General features: G+C 26.8%; 19 protein-coding genes. All 19 read right to left on the bottom strand.

From position 1 onward, the window contains the following. Window position 1: 1 nt before the first annotated feature. On the bottom strand, window positions 2-475 hold the full coding sequence (locus tag ABGF45_RS06845) for a thioredoxin domain-containing protein (protein WP_134710243.1): 474 nt from the start codon (window positions 473-475) through the stop codon (window positions 2-4). A 13-nt stretch (window positions 476-488) separates the two neighbouring features. After that, window positions 489-1,562 carry a peptide chain release factor 1 gene (prfA, locus tag ABGF45_RS06850; protein WP_134710241.1) on the bottom strand — a complete coding sequence of 358 codons (1,074 nt, stop codon included), beginning with the start codon at window positions 1,560-1,562 and terminating at the stop codon, window positions 489-491. Then, on the bottom strand, window positions 1,547-2,356 hold the full coding sequence (prmC, locus tag ABGF45_RS06855) for a peptide chain release factor N(5)-glutamine methyltransferase (protein ID WP_167554093.1): 810 nt from the start codon (window positions 2,354-2,356) through the stop codon (window positions 1,547-1,549). The genes prfA and prmC overlap by 16 nt, the downstream gene beginning before the upstream one ends. 585 nt (window positions 2,357-2,941) lie before the next feature. Then, entirely contained in the window at window positions 2,942-4,240 is a 1,299-nt protein-coding gene (locus ABGF45_RS06860; protein ID WP_408111938.1) for a coiled-coil domain-containing protein, read from the bottom strand. Between the two features lie 172 nt (window positions 4,241-4,412). Next, a complete protein-coding gene (locus ABGF45_RS06865) occupies window positions 4,413-5,411 on the bottom strand; it encodes an SIS domain-containing protein (protein ID WP_408111937.1) in 999 nt (332 codons plus the stop codon). A gap of 18 nt (window positions 5,412-5,429) precedes the next feature. Next, window positions 5,430-6,251, bottom strand: coding sequence for a PTS system mannose/fructose/sorbose family transporter subunit IID (locus tag ABGF45_RS06870; protein WP_134710233.1), 822 nt, complete (start codon window positions 6,249-6,251; stop codon window positions 5,430-5,432). Then, window positions 6,238-7,038 carry a PTS mannose/fructose/sorbose/N-acetylgalactosamine transporter subunit IIC gene (locus ABGF45_RS06875; RefSeq protein WP_408111936.1) on the bottom strand — a complete coding sequence of 267 codons (801 nt, stop codon included), beginning with the start codon at window positions 7,036-7,038 and terminating at the stop codon, window positions 6,238-6,240. Before ABGF45_RS06875 ends, ABGF45_RS06870 begins: the two co-directional genes overlap by 14 nt. Before the next feature lie 13 nt (window positions 7,039-7,051). Further along, the gene (locus ABGF45_RS06880; RefSeq protein ID WP_134710229.1) at window positions 7,052-7,522 is read right to left on the bottom strand and encodes a PTS sugar transporter subunit IIB; all 471 of its coding nucleotides are present in this window, start codon (window positions 7,520-7,522) and stop codon (window positions 7,052-7,054) included. Window positions 7,523-8,002: 480 nt separating this feature from the next. Beyond that, complete coding sequence (locus tag ABGF45_RS06885; protein ID WP_408112693.1) at window positions 8,003-8,716, bottom strand: GntR family transcriptional regulator; 714 nt, start codon at window positions 8,714-8,716, stop codon at window positions 8,003-8,005. Beyond that, on the bottom strand, window positions 8,697-9,203 hold the full coding sequence (locus ABGF45_RS06890; RefSeq protein ID WP_134710224.1) for a hypothetical protein: 507 nt from the start codon (window positions 9,201-9,203) through the stop codon (window positions 8,697-8,699). The genes ABGF45_RS06885 and ABGF45_RS06890 overlap by 20 nt, the downstream gene beginning before the upstream one ends. Window positions 9,204-9,297: 94 nt before the next feature. Further along, a complete protein-coding gene (locus ABGF45_RS06895; RefSeq protein WP_134710222.1) occupies window positions 9,298-10,353 on the bottom strand; it encodes an N-acetylmuramoyl-L-alanine amidase family protein in 1,056 nt (351 codons plus the stop codon). Window positions 10,354-10,534: 181 nt separating this feature from the next. Then, window positions 10,535-10,780, bottom strand: coding sequence for a type B 50S ribosomal protein L31 (locus ABGF45_RS06900; RefSeq protein WP_134710220.1), 246 nt, complete (start codon window positions 10,778-10,780; stop codon window positions 10,535-10,537). A gap of 81 nt (window positions 10,781-10,861) precedes the next feature. Beyond that, entirely contained in the window at window positions 10,862-11,869 is a 1,008-nt protein-coding gene (locus ABGF45_RS06905) for a 2-hydroxyacid dehydrogenase (protein ID WP_408111935.1), read from the bottom strand. A gap of 43 nt (window positions 11,870-11,912) precedes the next feature. Next, window positions 11,913-12,977 carry an AEC family transporter gene (locus ABGF45_RS06910; RefSeq protein WP_134710216.1) on the bottom strand — a complete coding sequence of 355 codons (1,065 nt, stop codon included), beginning with the start codon at window positions 12,975-12,977 and terminating at the stop codon, window positions 11,913-11,915. A gap of 128 nt (window positions 12,978-13,105) precedes the next feature. Continuing rightward, window positions 13,106-13,483: a hypothetical protein gene (locus ABGF45_RS06915; protein WP_408111934.1), complete on the bottom strand. Its 378-nt coding sequence runs from the start codon at window positions 13,481-13,483 to the stop codon at window positions 13,106-13,108. Window positions 13,484-13,612: 129 nt separating this feature from the next. Then, window positions 13,613-14,119: a hypothetical protein gene (locus ABGF45_RS06920; RefSeq protein WP_408111933.1), complete on the bottom strand. Its 507-nt coding sequence runs from the start codon at window positions 14,117-14,119 to the stop codon at window positions 13,613-13,615. 35 nt (window positions 14,120-14,154) lie between these two features. Next, a complete protein-coding gene (locus tag ABGF45_RS06925; protein ID WP_408111932.1) occupies window positions 14,155-15,081 on the bottom strand; it encodes a DMT family transporter in 927 nt (308 codons plus the stop codon). After that, window positions 15,074-15,955, bottom strand: coding sequence for an NTP transferase domain-containing protein (locus tag ABGF45_RS06930; protein WP_134710209.1), 882 nt, complete (start codon window positions 15,953-15,955; stop codon window positions 15,074-15,076). The genes ABGF45_RS06925 and ABGF45_RS06930 overlap by 8 nt, the downstream gene beginning before the upstream one ends. Beyond that, a complete protein-coding gene (locus ABGF45_RS06935; protein WP_134744137.1) occupies window positions 15,955-17,712 on the bottom strand; it encodes an NTP transferase domain-containing protein in 1,758 nt (585 codons plus the stop codon). The genes ABGF45_RS06930 and ABGF45_RS06935 overlap by 1 nt, the downstream gene beginning before the upstream one ends. Window positions 17,713-17,915: the final 203 nt, after the last annotated feature.

A 17,915-nucleotide genomic window follows, 5' to 3' on the forward strand; every position in this document is an offset into this window, starting at 1 on the left:
TTTATTTAATCTCCTTCTTAAATTCATCAACCATATTTGAAAGTTTTAATAAATCGAACTCACCTTGAAATTCAGTTACATTTCCACTATTAAAAAATTGAACTGTTGGAATTATACTATCTGAAAATGTACTAGAAACTTTTTTTTGATTATCATACGACATTTCGTCAAATTTCATAAAATATATATGATCTAACTTATGTTCATTCAAAAGCTTAAATAATTCCTGCACAAATTTTTTGCAATATTCACACTTCAAACTAGAATATACAATTACAAATTTATTTGTTTGAGTTTTTAATTTATTAAATGTTTCATAGTTTATAAAGTCAACTTTTACACCATTGATATCTTGAACATAAAACTTCTTAAAATATTCGGCAGCTGACCTATCTCCGTTTTTACTTACAATTGAATTTCTAGAACACCCAAAAAGAACAAAAACTAACAAGCATATAATAAATATTTTTTTCATATCTAATTTTTACCTATTGTTGAGAAAGTGCTAATTTTTTTGTTTGATCCTCTAAAATTAAAGCATCTATCATTTCTTCAATATTCCCATCTAAAAATGCATCAAGTTGATAAATAGTCTTATTTATTCTATGATCTGTTACTCTTCCTTGAGGGAAATTATATGTTCTAATTTTTTCAGATCTATCTCCTGTACCTACTTGAGATTTCCTATCTTCTGAAAGCTCTTTTTGTTGTTCCTCTAATTTGTGTTCGTATAATTTTTGGTAAAGAATCTTCATAGCTTTATCTCTATTTTTATGTTGAGATTTTTCATCTTGCATAGACACTACTATTCCTGAAGGAATGTGAGTTATACGTACTGCAGAGTCAGTTGTATTAACATGTTGTCCGCCTGCACCAGATGATCTAAAGTAATCAATTCTTAATTCTGTAGCTTCGTTGATTTCAACATCGACTTTTTCAGCTTCAGGTAAAACAGCAACTGTCGCAGTTGAAGTATGAATACGTCCTGACGTTTCTGTTTGAGGTACTCTTTGAACTCTATGAACTCCTGATTCATATTTTAATTTAGAATATGCTCCTTCTCCTTTAACCATAAATATAACTTCTTTAATTCCACCAATTCCCTGTTCTGAAAGTGAAACTACTTCAATTTTATATCCTTGTTTATTTGAATACATTTGGTACATTCTATACAATTCACCAGCAAATAATCCAGCCTCATCTCCCCCTGCACCAGATCTTATTTCTACATATACATTTTTATAGTCATTTGGATCTTTTGGAACAAGTAAAAATGTTATTTTTTCTTCTAAATTCACTAAATTTTCTTTAGCTTCAACAATTTCCTCATTTAGTAAATCTTTCATTTCCTGCTCATCAGCCATTTTTAACATTTCCTTATTTTCTTCAATAAGATTTTCATTTTTTCTATATTCTTCATATGCTTCAACTAAAGGCTTGATGTCAACATACTCTCTATTAACTTTCTGCCATACATCCATATTAGCTAATAGCTCCGGAGTAGCCAATTTCTTCTCTAACTGATAATATTTTTCTTTTGTTAATTCTAATTTTTCAAACATAACTCACCTATTACTATCCTATCTAAATTCCCATAATCCTTCTTAATTTTAATATTATTATATCCATGATTCAAAAGCAAATCTCTTACAATTTCAGCCTGCATATATCCAATTTCAAAAAATATTTTACCATTTTCATTCAAATATTTTGAGGCATCCTTTATTATTTTTTCATAAATTTCAAATCCCTTTTCACCGCCCACAAAAGCATTTTTAGGCTCATAGTATATTATTTCATCAACTTTATCATATTCTTCTTCACTCAAATATGGTGGATTTGAAACTATTATATCAAATTTACCATCAATATTTTGAAATAAATCTGATTCTATAAATTTTACATTTGAATTAAACTTAGCCGCATTTTTCTTAGCAACATCCAATGCATCAACTGAAATATCAGATGCATAAACATTACAATTTGATGACTCTAAATCAATTGAAATAGCTATCGCCCCACTACCCGTACCAATATCTAAAATTGATTTTCCTTCTAAATTTTCCTTTAAAACTTCATCAACCAACAATTCTGTCTCCGGTCTAGGAATTAAAACATTTTCATCTACAATAAAATCTCTACTGTAAAAATTCCATTTTCCTATCGCATATTGTAACGGAATTTTATCATTCAATTTTTCCTGTATTTTCATAAATTCCAGATATTTTTCTTCGCTTATAATGTTAAATCTATTTTGAAAAATATCAGCTAATGTATAATCTAAAATATATTGCAAAACCGTTTTTGTAAATCTATAATTTCCATTTAATAAATCATTTATTGTTACATCTTTCATATACACCCCTGATATACATATTCTATGACAATTAATTATATCATAAAACATTCATTTTACATAATCTTGAAGTATAAAAATTTAGTATGAGATATACTCAAAAATTTAATATTATAATAGGTATAATTAGGAAATACCAATTACTATATATCTATTTAATCTTAAAATATTTTACACTAAGTAGTGTTGATGATAAAGTATTTCCCTTACCGCTTATGTTTAAGGTGAGGTGATAACGGAATCAAACCATTTATTTATTTTTCAATTTTTTGGTTCTATTCTACCAAAATACAATGAAAAATATAAAACTATTTTTTATTTTTTCAGTATTTTAGTTTTATTTCTTAGAAAGATATTAAAAATATATGCAATAAGTATTGTTACCAAAAAATTTAAAAGAATAATACACAATAAAAAAGAATTAGAAATTTTAGTCTCTAATTCTCTCATTTTATTACTTTAATTTCCACCAACTCTACTTGTGCCCCTAGGGTACTTAACAAAGAATCTCTATATATTACTTTAATTCTTTACAAGCACTAACTTCGTCTTAAAGGATATTTGAAAATAACTTAGTAATCTAAATTATTTTATATATACATCAAACAAATCTAATGTGCATGATTCACATCTATCATAAACTTTACCTTTAGCTCCAAAAGGCGTATCAATAACTGTACCTATTGCTATACTAGGATTTGATGCTAAAACTATATACCCATCTTTATCAGTTACATATCCCAACTTACTTATATGTCTTCCAGGTATACTTAGTCCATATCCCGGCAAAACACTTTCAGAGTAATAAGTAAACTTATGTCCACCCCAATAAATTACTCCACGCCATTTAAATTCATTTATTGTATATTCCAGTGGAGAACTACTTGTAAAAGATGATTTAACTTCATTCTTTACAACTTTATTGGAGTCTGATTTTGTTTGAATATTTTCTAATTCTTCTTTTTTATCTCTTAATTCAGCAAGTTTTGCAGCTTCTGTTTCTAAAGTAATTTGTTTTTCAATATTTGAAATTTCTAATTCTAATGAAGCTTTTTTATTTTGAAGAGTTTTCTTTTCAGATATCCTTTCGTTTATTTTTGATTCATAATCATTTATAAAATAATCTAATTGACTTATCTTTTCTAAATGCTGCCCTTCTTGTTTCTTGATTTTATCTAATAATTTACCTTTTTCAGTTTTTTGTTTATGTAATTCAGTTTTTTCTTTTTCTAAATTTTTTTTAGTTATCTCTAAAACCTTTTTTTGACCATTTAATTCCGTAGTCAATTTATCCAATTTTAATTTAGCACCTTTTAGCGATTCTATCAATTCCTTATCATTTTTAGTAATAGCAGCCATCATCTTATTTCTTGACAAAAAATCATTAAAATTTTCAGATGAAAGTAAAACTTCAACTTTTTGAGCATCACCCATTTTATACATAATTTCTAATCTCTTTTTTAGTAATTGTGTATTTTTCTCAATTTTAAATCTAACTTTATTTAACTCTTTTTCATTTTCAGCTTTTTGTTGCTTTATTTCCATAAGCTGAATTTCATTTTCGTAAATTTTATTCAATATTTTACGTATATTACTATTTATATTATTAACTTGACTTTCCAAAGATGCTTTTTCAATTTTTAATTTATTTAAATCTTGGTTAATCAAATTTTTTTTATTTTTATTAATGCTTATATCATTTCTATAGATATTTATTTTATCATCTCTACTATTCATATCTGAATCAATACTATTTAATGAACTTTTTGCTCTTTCAAGTTTTTGATTTAATTCAGATGCGTATTTAATAGCTGTATTACCAAATAATAAAATCGCAGATAATACATACGCTGCTAATCTTATATATTTATTTCTACCTGACATAATTTTCTCTCCATAATATACGACTATTTAAAATTAATTATATCACAAAAAGATTACAAAAATTACAAAAAGGTAAAAAAATAAGTTAAATTATTACAAAAAAGTTAATATTATATATTTCATAAAAAATATCTGCCGGAAATAACCCAGAGCAGATATTTTTAATACCCCACTAATAATTTAATTGTCTGTAATACCTTCTAATTTCAGTTGGATGACAGTTAATTTTTTCTATATAGGCATCAATTCTAGAATTTATTACTTTCATTACTAAATGAGAAATTGCCCCTCTATATTTTTCACTTATTCCCGGTAGTGAATAATCTTTAGTATCTATTATAGTATATCTCGAAGTCACTCTAGGTAGGAATTTTGCAACTCTATCACTTAAAGGCCTTTGTGAATCTTCTCCAACATATACTGTAACGTTTGTATCTTTTTCGATAATTTCTAACATTCCATGGAAAAATTCACCACTATGAATAGATTTCGTTCTTAGCCAATGTTGTTCTTCCCAATAACACATAGCATATGAATATGTAGCTCCATACATATTTCCTGCTCCTACAAAATAATGAATTGAATCTTCGTGATGAAGCTCAGCAAAATTTTTACCAAATTCTTCTGCTTCATACGCAGTTTTTACTAAAGCATTTGGTAAATTTACCTCTAGTTCTTTGTAGTATTCTTCATAGTCTTCAAAAACACCTTCTAAATTCATAAATCTATCAGCTACCATAAAAAATTTAAGTTGTTCATTTTCAGGATATGAGATTACATAATCAGCGTATTTTTCCATTGGTGTATTTTCTTTATCAATAAATGCTAATACTGTAGCTTTTGTTTTTTTTCTTAAAATTTCTAAAGCCTTAATCATATCGTCAGTTGTTCCTGAAACTGATGATAAAATAACTAATGTATCATCTACAATTTTTTTATTTCCTGTTACATAATATTCACAAGCATTTTCAACAAAGAAATCTAGGCTTGATTTCTCTCTCATATGAATCTCTACTTGAAGAGATGATGCATATGTGCCACCAACGCCAAGCCAACAAATGTTTTTAAATCCTTTTTTCCAAACTTCATCAACAACTTCATTTATTTTACTTCTTAACTTCAAGGCTCCGACTGTGCTTTCAAATATTTTTTTTTCATCAAATTTTATCATTTTTTAACCCCCATAACTTTATGCAAACACTCCAAAATAAGCTCCTGCAATCCCAACTAAAACTGTCACAATTATCATCAAAATTACACTAACTTTCTTTTTTAACATCCAGTAATACAACCACGTAACTGAAAGTCCGACTATTCCCGGCATAATAGAATTCAATATCTCTTGAAGAGATTTTGCACTTTCCCCTTGTCCTAATTTTATTGCGAATTCAGTATATACCATCCCTGATGACATACCTCCTATTAAAAGCATAGCTAATATACCAGCTGCCATCATTAACTTATCCATCGCTCCAGATTTTTGTAATTCTGTCAAATATGAAAATCCTAAATTATATCCCTTTTGAGCACCCTTTATTCTTAATAAGAATGCAGGAATGTTATATATTAAGAAATATAATATCGGTCCCAAAAGGTTTCCCTGCAACGCAAACGACAATCCAACACTAACAGCAATAATTCTTATTGCTCCAATAAATACTGAATCACCTATTCCCGAAAGCGGACCCATTAAAGATGCTTTTATTGATGAGATTGCTGAAGAATCAACCTCTCCGGCTTTAGCTGCCTCTTCCATTGAAGCAACTACCCCGCCAACAAATGGTGCAAATTGTGGAGTAATATTGAAAAATTCTAAATGTCTTTCTAATGCTTCCTGATACCCTTTAGGATCATCATGATAAATTTTCTTTAATGCCGGTTCCATCATCATACAAAATGCAACATTCATTTGTCTTTCATAATTCCATGAAAATTCCATACCTAAAGAACCCTCATTAACTGACATTTTTATAATATCCTTATTGGTTAAAACTTTATTAGAAATCATCATCCTCTACCTCCTCTAACACTTCATTTGATAATAAATCTGGAGAAGTTGCATGTTTAGTATTGTTTCTTAAAAATCCAAAAGTAACTAAAACATAACACACCCCTAATATTGCAATTCCTAATGTTGACATTTTTAAAAACGCACTAAATACAAATCCTATAAAGAAAAATGGAATTAATTCCTTTTTTATTACCATTTTCATCAACATCGCAAAACCTAATGCCGGAAGTAATCCTGCTGCTGATCCTAAGCCTGTTATTACAAATTGCGGTACAGATTCGAGTACAACTTTCATAGAGTCAACGCCCAGTCTATATGCTAGAAATACTAATATAAATCTTCTAAATATAGTTAAAAATCCTATAAATCTATGTGTCCATTTTATCTTTGAAATATTTGCTTCTTTAGCTCCTTTATCAGCCCATCTTAAAGAAAATATACCTATAATATCAAATAAATTTCCAATAGCTAATGATAACAACGCTATTGGCATTGCTAATGCTAATGCTACTTCAGCTCCTTGCTTTGTAGAAATTGCAAAAGCTGTACCTAATACGCCTCCAACAATTACATCAGGCGGTAAATATCCCCCAATAGAAACTGCACCCATAAAAAACAATTCTAAATTCGCCCCTACTACAAGGCCCGTATGTAAATCATTAAATAATAATCCTACAAGTGGACCCAATGTTATCGGTCTAAATATATACAAAGTTCCCATTTGATAATCAAATGTTCCAAATGCAGCTATTAAACCAAGAATTAAAGCTTGTACTGTTAAACTCATATTTTCCTCCTTTTTATATTAAAGTTTTAACATCTTTTTTGCTTTCATTTGCTACTTGTCTCAATTCAACTTCAATGCCTTTATCAATCAATTCTCTCAACATTTTTTCTTCATCTTCTGTTATATAGAATGATTTTCCTAAAGCCCTTGAATTTTCAGAATGTTTAGATCCCCCTAGGTTTAATGATTTAATTTCTTCTACATTATCAATTAAATTTTTTGCATCTTTTATAGAGCTTACAACTATAAGTAATTTATATTTGTCTGTGACTCCGCTATTTATTGATTTTATAGCTTCTTCTATATTCTTTATAACTAATTTTACACCTACTGGTTTAGCTAATTTTAATGTAGTTTTCCACATTTCATCTTTTACCACATCATCATTTGCAATTAAAATAGCATCAGCTCCTAGTGAATTTGTCCACGAAAATGCTACCTGACCATGTAACAATCTATGATCTACCCTTGTTAAAACTATCATAAAACCCCCCTATATTTTCAAATGATTTTTTATCCGCCATAAATGGACAAGCATAGTATTTATCTGATGCAATTTCTAAAGATAAATAATTTTTATAGCCATAATTCTGTAATTTTTCTAGATCTACTTTATAATTTCTTTCGCCATCTCCTATCGCTAAATGCCCCGTTGGTTTTCCATCTACAAAATGAATATGATATATTTTATCCTTAAATTTTTTAATACATTTATATCATCATTTTGAATATAATCGACAAAAAAATGTTGCGGTGATGTCCAAATTTCAGCATATTTAAATCCAATTTTGCTAATATATTTAAAAAACTTTCAAGAGTAAAATACCTATAATGACAATTCATAGCACTTATTTTCATTTCCATATAACCACCTCTCTTTTAATCAAAGATTAGCACGCATAAAAAAATAAGGCAAATGTATTCATAACATTTGCCTTATTTTATAAACCACTTTATAAACCACTTAAATAGTTCTAATATATTTAAACTCAATATCTTGTAGATTAACATATGAATTTGTGTATTCTACAATGATATTTTCTCTTGTACGACCTATATAAGTAGTTTTAAATATTGGTGTAGATTTTTTTATCTCTAAAATTTTATTTACCTTTTCATCAATTACAACTTCTGTTTGTTTATCAAATTTTATTGGTCTATTACTTTTATGATCCATATATTCATAAAGCGATAACTTAGAAAAATCATATTTTATAGCATCTATAAATCTATAAAAAGGAAAATAAGTATATTCCAAACTTAATGGTTTATCATCAACATATCTTAATCTACATAGTTCATAAAAATCCTTAGTAGCTTCAAATATTTGACTTAAATTTTTATCATCATATAACACTTTAAAAGAAATTACCACACTGTGAGTGTATTTTCCTAAAACAGACATATTCATATTAAATGAATCCGGGGTAAAGCTAGATACAATCATCTTTCCTCTAGAATCTTTAATATTAGCTACATATGTACCGCTCCCCTTAAGCCTATATAGTATTCTATCATCTACAAGTTTAGAAATTGCATTTTTCACAGTCATTCTACTTATATTAAGCTCTTCAGCTATTTTACGCTCAGATGGTATTTTTGAGCCAGGCTTAAATTCTAATGATGAGATTTTATTTATTAAATAGTCCTGTACTTTTTTATATAGAAACTCTTTCATCATACTTATCCTCAAATATAAATGTGTACAAATCCGTAAATTCTTCTTTATACATAACAACATCCGCATTTGATAAATATTTTGTCCTGATTAATAAAATTTTATCACCTAAATTATTATTAAAACTTCCAATTTCACGTTCACTTGTATAAACACTCATAAGTGTTCTTTCAAATAAATTGGAAATTTCTATTTTAGACTTTTCATATTTCAAAATTTTTATTAAGCTCTTAGTATTTGATATCGAACAATCAAAACTCCTTTTTAATATTTTCGTTTCAATATGAGAAATTGTTTTACCATCTCTATCAACAATATCATATCTTAGGCTTATAATATCTTGATTATTTTTTGAATTAAATATACTATCAGTAAACTTACTTCCTTTAATCTCTTCAATTATTAAATTTTTAAATTGTATATTATTATTTTTATAAAATTCAATCCAAAAAAATGAATCATCTATATTTCTTTTATATTTTTTCATATTCTTAACCTAAACATAATATTAAAATACAATTTTTAAATTACAAAAAAGTTAAAATATTATGATTAATATTTCTACATTAAATAGTTCTTTTTTATCTAGTATAAACATCAAACCAATCTAAAGAACATGCTTCACATCTATCATAAACCTTGCCCTGAGCACCAAAAGGAGTATCTATTATTGTTCCTTTTTTTACCAAAATATTTGAGGCCAAAACTATGTACCCGTCTTTATCTGTTACAAATCCATTTCTTGTAATTCTTCCAGGGATATCCAAACCTCCTCCGGGTAATACTCTTTCAGAATAATAAGTAAACTTATTACGATTCCAATATATAACTCCCAACCACTCAAATCTATCAATTTTATATTTTTGAGGAGAAGAACTCTTTATAGCAGGTAAGTCTTCTACACTATTAGTTATTGATAATGTTTTAGCATAAATAGTTTTGGAGTCATTAACCTTAACATCATTTTTTAAAAATGCTCGTCCTAATTTATCTGTAAAATATTGTTTATTATCAATTTCAAAATTTCCATAAACTAAATGTCCATTATTTTTATTTAAAAAATAATAGTTATCATCAATATTAAGCCAGCCAACCCTCATCTGTCCACTTTGTTTATCCAAATAATACCATTTACCATTTATATATTCCCAGCCTGTTTTCATAGCTCCGCTTTTACTTAAATAATACCATTTGCTATTTATATATTCCCAGCCTGTTTTCATAGCTCCACTTTTACTTAAGTAATACCATTTGCTATTTATATATTTCCAACCTGTTCTCATAGCTCCATTTTCTTCATCCAAATAATACCATTTACCGTCTACATATTCCCAACCTGTTCTCATAGCTCCATTTTCTTCATCCAGATAATACCATTTACTATCTACATATTTCCAACCTGTTTTCATAGCTCCATTTTCTTCATCCAGATAATACCATTTACCGTCTATATATTCCCAGCCTGTTTTTATAGATCCACTCATATTATCAATATAATATTTTTTATTATCAATAATCTGCCACTCATAATTTTCACCATCAATACTCTCAGTAGCATAAACCGTATTATTTAAAAGAAATATTACTAACACATATGCTAATAATATAATTTTTTTTATATTTTTAAAATACTTCATTATAACTCCTATTGTTTATATTTAACATTATTTATTTTATCACTAAATTAAAAAAGTTACAAATTAATTACAAAATATTTTATTATATCAAAAAAATATATATAAAAAAGCTGATGAAAAATAACTAAAAAATTACTTCTCATCAGCTAATCTGCTATAATGTATAAAATTTAATTTAAAATTAACCAATATTGTATTTTTTCTTAAATCTTTCTACTCTACCACCACGTTCAACAACTCTTTGTGCTCCAGTATAAAATGGATGTGAATCCGAAGATACTTCAACACGAATAACTTGATATTCATTTCCGTCTTCCCATTTCATCGTTTCATTTGATGTTTTAGTAGATCCGGATAGGAACTTGTATCCTGTAGATGTATCTAAAAATATTACTGGATGGTATTCAGGATGTAAATTCTTTTTCATAATATCACCTCTTTCACTTTTATTTAGTTCTTAACCATGTAATTATAACACAATTAATTACTTAATACAACTACTTATATATTATATAATTCCTACTTCATTTACAGTTTTACCAGTTGTTAATATGTCATTGAAATTATCTAATGTAATTTCAATCATGTTTTTCAATGCTTCATCTGTATTTGAGCCTACATGGGGTGTAACAAGCACTTTTGGATACATATCAACTAATTCTCTAACAACCTTGTCTGATATTTCATCTCCACTATTAAATTTTTTGAAGAAAAATGCAGTTTCATTTGCAAATACATCAGTACCAAATCCATCTAATTTATTTGACTTCAACGCTCTTAAAATCGCCTCATTATCTTGTACTTCTCCACGAGCTGTATTTATAAGTATTGCTCTATCTTTCATTTTTGAAATAAACTCATCATTTATCATCTTGTCATTTTGACCTTTAATATATGGAACATGAATACTTACGATATCTGATTCATTTAATAATTCTTCTAATTCAACAAATTTTAATACCTTTTTAGCATCTTCACTTTGATAAATATCATATCCCAAAATGTCAGCTCCTAGCCCCTTAAATAATTTAGCTTCAGTAAGACCGATTTTACCAGTTCCTATTATACCAACTTTACAATTTCTAATTTCTTTACTAAACATAACAGGATCTACACGAAAATCATAATTGCTTGTTTTATTTACAGTATGTGCTGTATGTCTTAAAAGCATCATTGCCAATGTTACCGACAATTCTGCTACTGAATTTGGTGAATATGCTGGTACTCTAGCTACTCTTTGTCCTAATTCTTTAGTAACATTCAAATCAATATGATTAAATCCTACCGTTCTTGTAAAAACTAAATCTATTCCATATTCTTTTAATTTTTCTAAATTTTGTCTATCTGCAACACAGTTTCCCCTTAACATAACCGCATTACAACCCTTAGCTGTTTCAATATTATCATGTGATAATAACTCTTCTATAAGCACCAAATCATATCCATATTTATTATATTTCTTAAATGATTCCACTTCATTTGGTCTTACTCCATAACATGCAATTTTAAGTGTCATATATTTCCCCTTTTATATTTAAATAACTTTTTAACTAATTATATTAAAATAATCCTGTATGTCCTAAAACTTGAACAACAACTATCCAAATTGGAGCCATTAAAACTGCTCCTAATGTTGCTAATAATGATGCGTTTGAAGCTAATAAGGCATCTTTATCATTACTAATAGCATATGCTACTGCAACTGTTGCTGGTGGTGTAGCCATCATGATTACAACTGTTCCTAATCCAACTAAATCAATTGGGAATCCAACTAATCTTAAACCAATTAAAGCTATTACGTTAATTGCAGGCACAGCTATTAATTTCATAACTGTATAATACCAAGTTTTCTTGTCTGAAATAGCAGTTTTGAAGCTTACTGAACCTAATGTTGAACCAATTGCCAACCATGCTAATGGTGAGGCTAAACTTGCTAAATATGTCAATACTTGGAAAAATTGTGGGAATGTTTTGTCCAATCTTAAGAATGCAAATGATTTTTCTACCATTTTACCTGTTTTATCTGCAAATGTTACATCAACTTGTGGTAAGTAGGCTTGGAATATCCAAATAAATAGTCCTAAAAATGTTGCAATTACGATTGGATTTAAAAACATTTTCTTCAAATTATCAGATGTCATCTTTAAGTTACTCATCTTTATATACGCATATGAGTATAAGAAAATTCTATATCCAATATTAAATATTGATGCATATAACGCACCTTGAGGCCCATAAATAGCTGTAACAATTGGAATACCAAAGAATGTTGTTGAGCCGAAAATAGATAAAATTCTTAAAGTATCATTTTCATCACCCTTATATTGAGCATACATTGGTATTGTTAATATAATAAGTACAATATAAACTGCGATACCCCAAATTAAAATACCCATACCTTTGTTTAATGTTTCCGGGTTAATATCTGCCATAAATGATTTCAATGCCAATGCAGGTAAAGATACTGATAATACTACTTTTGTAAGTATTTTACCTGTATTTTCATTAAAAACTTCTTTTTTTCTTAAATAGTAACCAAATAAAATGATTGCTAAACTTGCAAAAATTGCTGTATTAATTTTTTGTGTTTGAAGTGTCTTCACTAAAACATCTATAAAATTCATAATTTCCTCCTAAATATTATTTTGCTTTTTTAGTTTATCATATGCACGATAATTGTCAATATTTTGAGAAAATTAAATAGTTTCCGACAAATTTTCATTTTTATAATGATTTTTGTGGAAACTATCTTTTATCTTTTTTTATCTTTTTTTATCTTAAATATTGTAAAGAAAATTCCTGAAATTACTATTATTCCTAAAGATGCGTAAATTATTGTATTTATAGATGAACTATTTTTTTCTTTTTTATTATCATTTTTGTAATCAGAATTCTTTTTTGCTACTACTGTATCTATACTTTGTTTTACCTTATTTTTATAAGATTTATCACCATATAAAATTATTTCATTATTTCCTTTATCTACAGGTAGTTCCTTTCTCATATCTTCAACTGTGTAAAATATCTTATTTTCTTCAGTTTCATTAAAATTATTTTCTTCAAATCTTTTTCTTATCTCGTGAAGGTCAACAAACTTAATTTTGTTATCTTTGTCAAAAAAAGCAAACATTAATCTCCTTGTTCCATTTAGACTGGAAAAAACATAAACTTCTTCTGGATTTTTATTATATTTTTTAAAAAATTTATCTATCAATCTATTATTTGACCCAAAATTTCCTCTAATACCATCTGTAAATGATCACAAGTCACGATTATAAACATTTTTCATCCTTGCTTTTTTTACTTCATATCCTTTTGTATAATCTAAAATATTTATTCCATTATCATTCCTATATATTCCATATATCAATGTATTAATATTTGGTACATCAGATAACTCTTTTTCTAACTTGTCTTTTATTTTATTTTTCTTTTCTACACTTATATCATATGCAATATCTAAAAATACTTCAGATTCATCTAAAGCTTTTCTAACTTCTTCCTTATTAATTTTGTCTTTTTGAAGAAAATATGGTTGATAATAAATAAATAATCCATTATCTTCTAAATTTAAATCTTCTATTTTTTCGACATCATCACTTAAACCTATAAAATTAGTTTTAAGTTTATCAAATTTCTTTTTAATTTCCTCTAATTCTTTTTTTTGAAAATCAGATTGATAATATTTTACCTGTGCAAATACATTTGACGGATAAATTATTATAACCATCAAAACAACTAATAATTTAATAATTCTTTTAAGCATTTTTTCTCCTAATATTATGACAGTAAGAAATTTATTCAATTTTTCAATTCTTTCAAATCTACACTGGAAATTATAGAACCTAAAATTATAATTAATCCTAGTATTATGCTGTATAATGTTATACTTTGTTTTAATATTATAAACGAAAAAAATACAGACCATGCAGTATATGTTATATTTAAAGGCATAGCTTTAGATGCTCCTATTTTATTAATTGCTCTATAATACATTAAATAGGACATTGTTCCAAATACGCCCGCTATTAATACATATAATGTTGAACTTGTATATATATTTGAAAATGTGAACTTCCATGCTCCTAAAAATGTTAAAATAACAACTCCATAAAATATGCTTGATGAGATTTGTCTAATGAATAATGCATTTTCATCACTTATTCCTTCATCTTTCATCCCATATCCCACTATTACAGCTTCTGAAGCCCAACCTAAACAGCAAACTATACCCGCTACAAATCCTAAAATTAAATTTCCCCCTGCAAAATCTTTATTAGCTTGATAACTTAAAAATATTACACCTAAAATACTCAATATTAATCCAAATATCTGAATCGGTTTAACTTTTTCTTTTAAAAAAATTATAGAAAATATTACTCCAACCGCCGGATAAATTGAGGATATAATAGATGTCAATCCCGGACCAATATTATTAATGGCTATTACATATCCCGACATTCCTATCGGTCCACCTAATAACGCACCCAAAATTATAAATTTACCACTTTTAGTACTTAAGGCTCTTTTTATCTCATTTGTTTGTTTTTTTACGATAGTGATTATTATCATCCATATAGATGAAAACAAATCATGTAAAAAAGTACTAACAAATGGAGCGAACATTAGAGCTTCCGGTGTAGAAACATAATTTGTACTTGCCAAAACTATACTTAAAATAACTGTGTCTAATGCCCATAATATACCTGATAATAAACCGCTAATCATTGTTTTCTCCTTTTTGCACTAATTTTTTTGTTTCATAATCATAATGGAAAATTTTATTATTAAAATTAAAATCAAATCCATTTGCTTTTATAAAATCTTTTGTAGCCACAAAATTATTAAGTTCAGATTCTAAACAATTTAATTTTAAGGCTATTGATTTTATAATTTTAGATCTGGTATCACCAATATAACTTATATCAAATTCTCTTAATTCATTTAATGAATCGAACTCAAATATAAAATTATCAGGATATTTTCTTATCTTCATTTTCAATGTGTCAAGATGATTTAAATATATGCTTTCCCATAGTAAATCATAAGTATTTTCGTCATCATAAACTAATTCTAAAATTTCCTTAAATCTTTTTGAAAAATTTTCATTCCAAAAGGTATGTCCCAGCATATACCATGAATCCTCCGCTCCTATTTTAACTCCTGTAATATATTCTTCATCATCATACGTTACACACCACTCGTCAATAAATTCTTTGCTGTATAAAACTGAATAATAGCTATCCTCTACATATTTTTCAAATGGATTTTCATTAAAATAGTTATCTACTGAACAAATATATGAATTTTTCAAATAATCCCTAACAACATAAATACTTGAATTATTGTTACGTCTATCATATTGAGTATTTTGAATTATTTTAACTCCAAATTTTTCTGATAAATAATTAAATTTTTCAGATTGATATCCCGTAACAACTATTATTTCATCAATACCTTTCTCTTTTATTTGCTTTATTTGTCTTTCAATTAGTACTTCTCCCCTAACAACAACTAATCCCTTAGGCATTTCATAGGAAAGTGGTGCAAATCTGCTCGATGCTCCTGCCGCTAATATTATTGCATTATCTACTTTGTACATTAGTCTACAATTCCTTTATTTTTTAATATTTTATAGTAATCTTTAGCATATCTATATTGTGCAATTGAGTATTCTCCATATTCAATTCCAAGTTGACTTTTTATTTCACACCAATTACTCCATACTAATCCGGATACAGCAATATATGCATAAATTAAATTTCTATCTTTTTCAACAGTTTCACCTTTAAAATATGTGTCTATAACTTTATCAACATCCTTTTGATTTAGTAAAGAATATATACAAAACATCGCAATATCAAGCAACGGATCTTGCATTGAAGCATATTCCCAATCTATCAATCTTATTTCTTCTTTAGAATCCGAGTTTTTAAAGAACAAATAATTATCAACATTTGCATCTATATGGCATAATATGAATTCATTTTTATTTTCATCAATAAAATTTTTTAATTTATATATCTTTTCTTTTGTTTCTTCATAATCAATATAAATTGACTTATCTACAATCCATAAACTTTGATAATATTCTAATTTTTCATAAAGATTAAACTCATGGTTTACTTTCAATTTTTTATTATGAAATTCTCTTAAAAATTTCATAGCCTTATTTAAATCTTCATTATCTTCATAATTACAAACTCTTGAATTTTCAATATATTTAGTAATTTTATATCCATTATCAGGATTTATATATATAATATCATCGCATAAATTATATTCTTTTATTAAATTATACACCTCTGCTTCTTCATTCCTATTTATAAATTTATCAGTACCTTCACCAGGTATTCTCATAATATACTTCTGATTTTTTACAGTAAATAAGAAAGATCTGTTAGTCATCCCTTTTTTTAGTGTCTTAATATTAACAATGTCATTTTTATCAACATTAAAAACTTCAGATATAACATCAATTTTATCCGATTCTAAATCTTTAGAATTCTCATCAACTTCTCTAAGTTTTTCATAAGTGTTTATCTCTATATATTCATTATATTTTACTTTTTTAGAATAAAACTTAAATCCAGATTTTATCAAAGCATCTTCCCAAAAACAATTATCATATTCAGATTTTTTTGAATATTTATCTAATAATTTTTTTACTTCTGTTGAATCATTTTTAGATATAAAACTTACTCCTACCATTTGATTTGCTGATTTTTTATCTTTAGTTATTACTATTTCTCTTTTTCTATTTTCTTTTATATAACTAGAGCTACTTTTTTCATCAGATATCATATACCAAGAGTATCCTTCATATTTTGAAAATGGATTTTCATAAAAATATACATCAGAAGGAACAATATAAGTATTTGATATTTTATTTTTAACACAATTTAATGAATGCATATTGTTCTTTTCATGATAAGTCATATTTACTTTTAAGCTTATTCCAAATTTATCTATCAAATATTCATATTTTTCTTTTTGAAATCCAACTACAACTGTAATATCCTTTATACCAACTTCTTGAAGTTGCTTAATTATTCTTTCAATTATTTTTTCACCATTAATTTCAATTTGTCCTTTAGGTTGTTCCATATTAATCGGAACCATTCTTATTCCAAATCCAGCCGCTAATATTATCGCATTTTCAGATTTGTTATCCTCTAATAGCATTTCCGCCCTGTGATATAAAATATTATCTTTGTCAATATACCTATCTTGCTTTAATTCTTGTAAATTTTTATTTACTAGTCCTACAGATATTCCAACTTTTTCTGACAATTCTTTTTGATTTAATTTTTCATTTAAGAATAACATTTTCAAAATATCAAACTTTACATTATTCATGAATACTCCTTTTTATTATTTAATGAATATATTGTATAGTATTTTTACAAAAAACGCAAATAAAAAAGGTACTGTTTTAGTTATTTTGCAACAGCCCCGAATGAGTTGATTATATTAATATTATTTATATTTAAATGGACCATTTTTCGATTGACATTTACACATGACTTCCAAAAGCTTTTTACATGTAAATATTCAAAACT

This window comes from Helcococcus sp. KG196, assembly GCF_046035495.1.
GTDB classification, from domain to species: Bacteria; Bacillota; Clostridia; order Tissierellales; family Peptoniphilaceae; genus Helcococcus; species Helcococcus ovis.

Bases quoted from the DNA above. Each gene is read 5' to 3' on its own strand.
- ABGF45_RS06890 (WP_134710224.1), bottom strand. From the start codon at position 9,203: ATGAAAAAATATAAAAGAAATATAGATGATTCATTTTTTTGGATTGAA.
- ABGF45_RS06880 (WP_134710229.1), bottom strand. From the start codon at position 7,522: ATGATAGTTTTAACAAGGGTAGATCATAGATTGTTACATGGTCAGGTA.
- ABGF45_RS06875 (WP_408111936.1), bottom strand. From the start codon at position 7,038: ATGAGTTTAACAGTACAAGCTTTAATTCTTGGTTTAATAGCTGCATTT.
- ABGF45_RS06925 (WP_408111932.1), bottom strand. From the start codon at position 15,081: ATGATTAGCGGTTTATTATCAGGTATATTATGGGCATTAGACACAGTT.
- ABGF45_RS06920 (WP_408111933.1), bottom strand. From the start codon at position 14,119: ATGCTTAAAAGAATTATTAAATTATTAGTTGTTTTGATGGTTATAATA.
- ABGF45_RS06910 (WP_134710216.1), bottom strand. From the start codon at position 12,977: ATGAATTTTATAGATGTTTTAGTGAAGACACTTCAAACACAAAAAATT.
- ABGF45_RS06935 (WP_134744137.1), bottom strand. From the start codon at position 17,712: ATGAATAATGTAAAGTTTGATATTTTGAAAATGTTATTCTTAAATGAA.
- prmC (WP_167554093.1), bottom strand. From the start codon at position 2,356: ATGAAAGATGTAACAATAAATGATTTATTAAATGGAAATTATAGATTT.
- ABGF45_RS06895 (WP_134710222.1), bottom strand. From the start codon at position 10,353: ATGAAGTATTTTAAAAATATAAAAAAAATTATATTATTAGCATATGTG.
- ABGF45_RS06915 (WP_408111934.1), bottom strand. From the start codon at position 13,483: ATGTTTGCTTTTTTTGACAAAGATAACAAAATTAAGTTTGTTGACCTT.
- ABGF45_RS06870 (WP_134710233.1), bottom strand. From the start codon at position 6,251: ATGATGATTTCTAATAAAGTTTTAACCAATAAGGATATTATAAAAATG.
- ABGF45_RS06845 (WP_134710243.1), bottom strand. From the start codon at position 475: ATGAAAAAAATATTTATTATATGCTTGTTAGTTTTTGTTCTTTTTGGG.
- ABGF45_RS06865 (WP_408111937.1), bottom strand. From the start codon at position 5,411: ATGATAAAATTTGATGAAAAAAAAATATTTGAAAGCACAGTCGGAGCC.
- ABGF45_RS06900 (WP_134710220.1), bottom strand. From the start codon at position 10,780: ATGAAAAAGAATTTACATCCTGAATACCATCCAGTAATATTTTTAGAT.
- prfA (WP_134710241.1), bottom strand. From the start codon at position 1,562: ATGTTTGAAAAATTAGAATTAACAAAAGAAAAATATTATCAGTTAGAG.
- ABGF45_RS06930 (WP_134710209.1), bottom strand. From the start codon at position 15,955: ATGTACAAAGTAGATAATGCAATAATATTAGCGGCAGGAGCATCGAGC.
- ABGF45_RS06860 (WP_408111938.1), bottom strand. From the start codon at position 4,240: ATGTCAGGTAGAAATAAATATATAAGATTAGCAGCGTATGTATTATCT.
- ABGF45_RS06885 (WP_408112693.1), bottom strand. From the start codon at position 8,716: ATGAAAGAGTTTCTATATAAAAAAGTACAGGACTATTTAATAAATAAA.
- ABGF45_RS06905 (WP_408111935.1), bottom strand. From the start codon at position 11,869: ATGACACTTAAAATTGCATGTTATGGAGTAAGACCAAATGAAGTGGAA.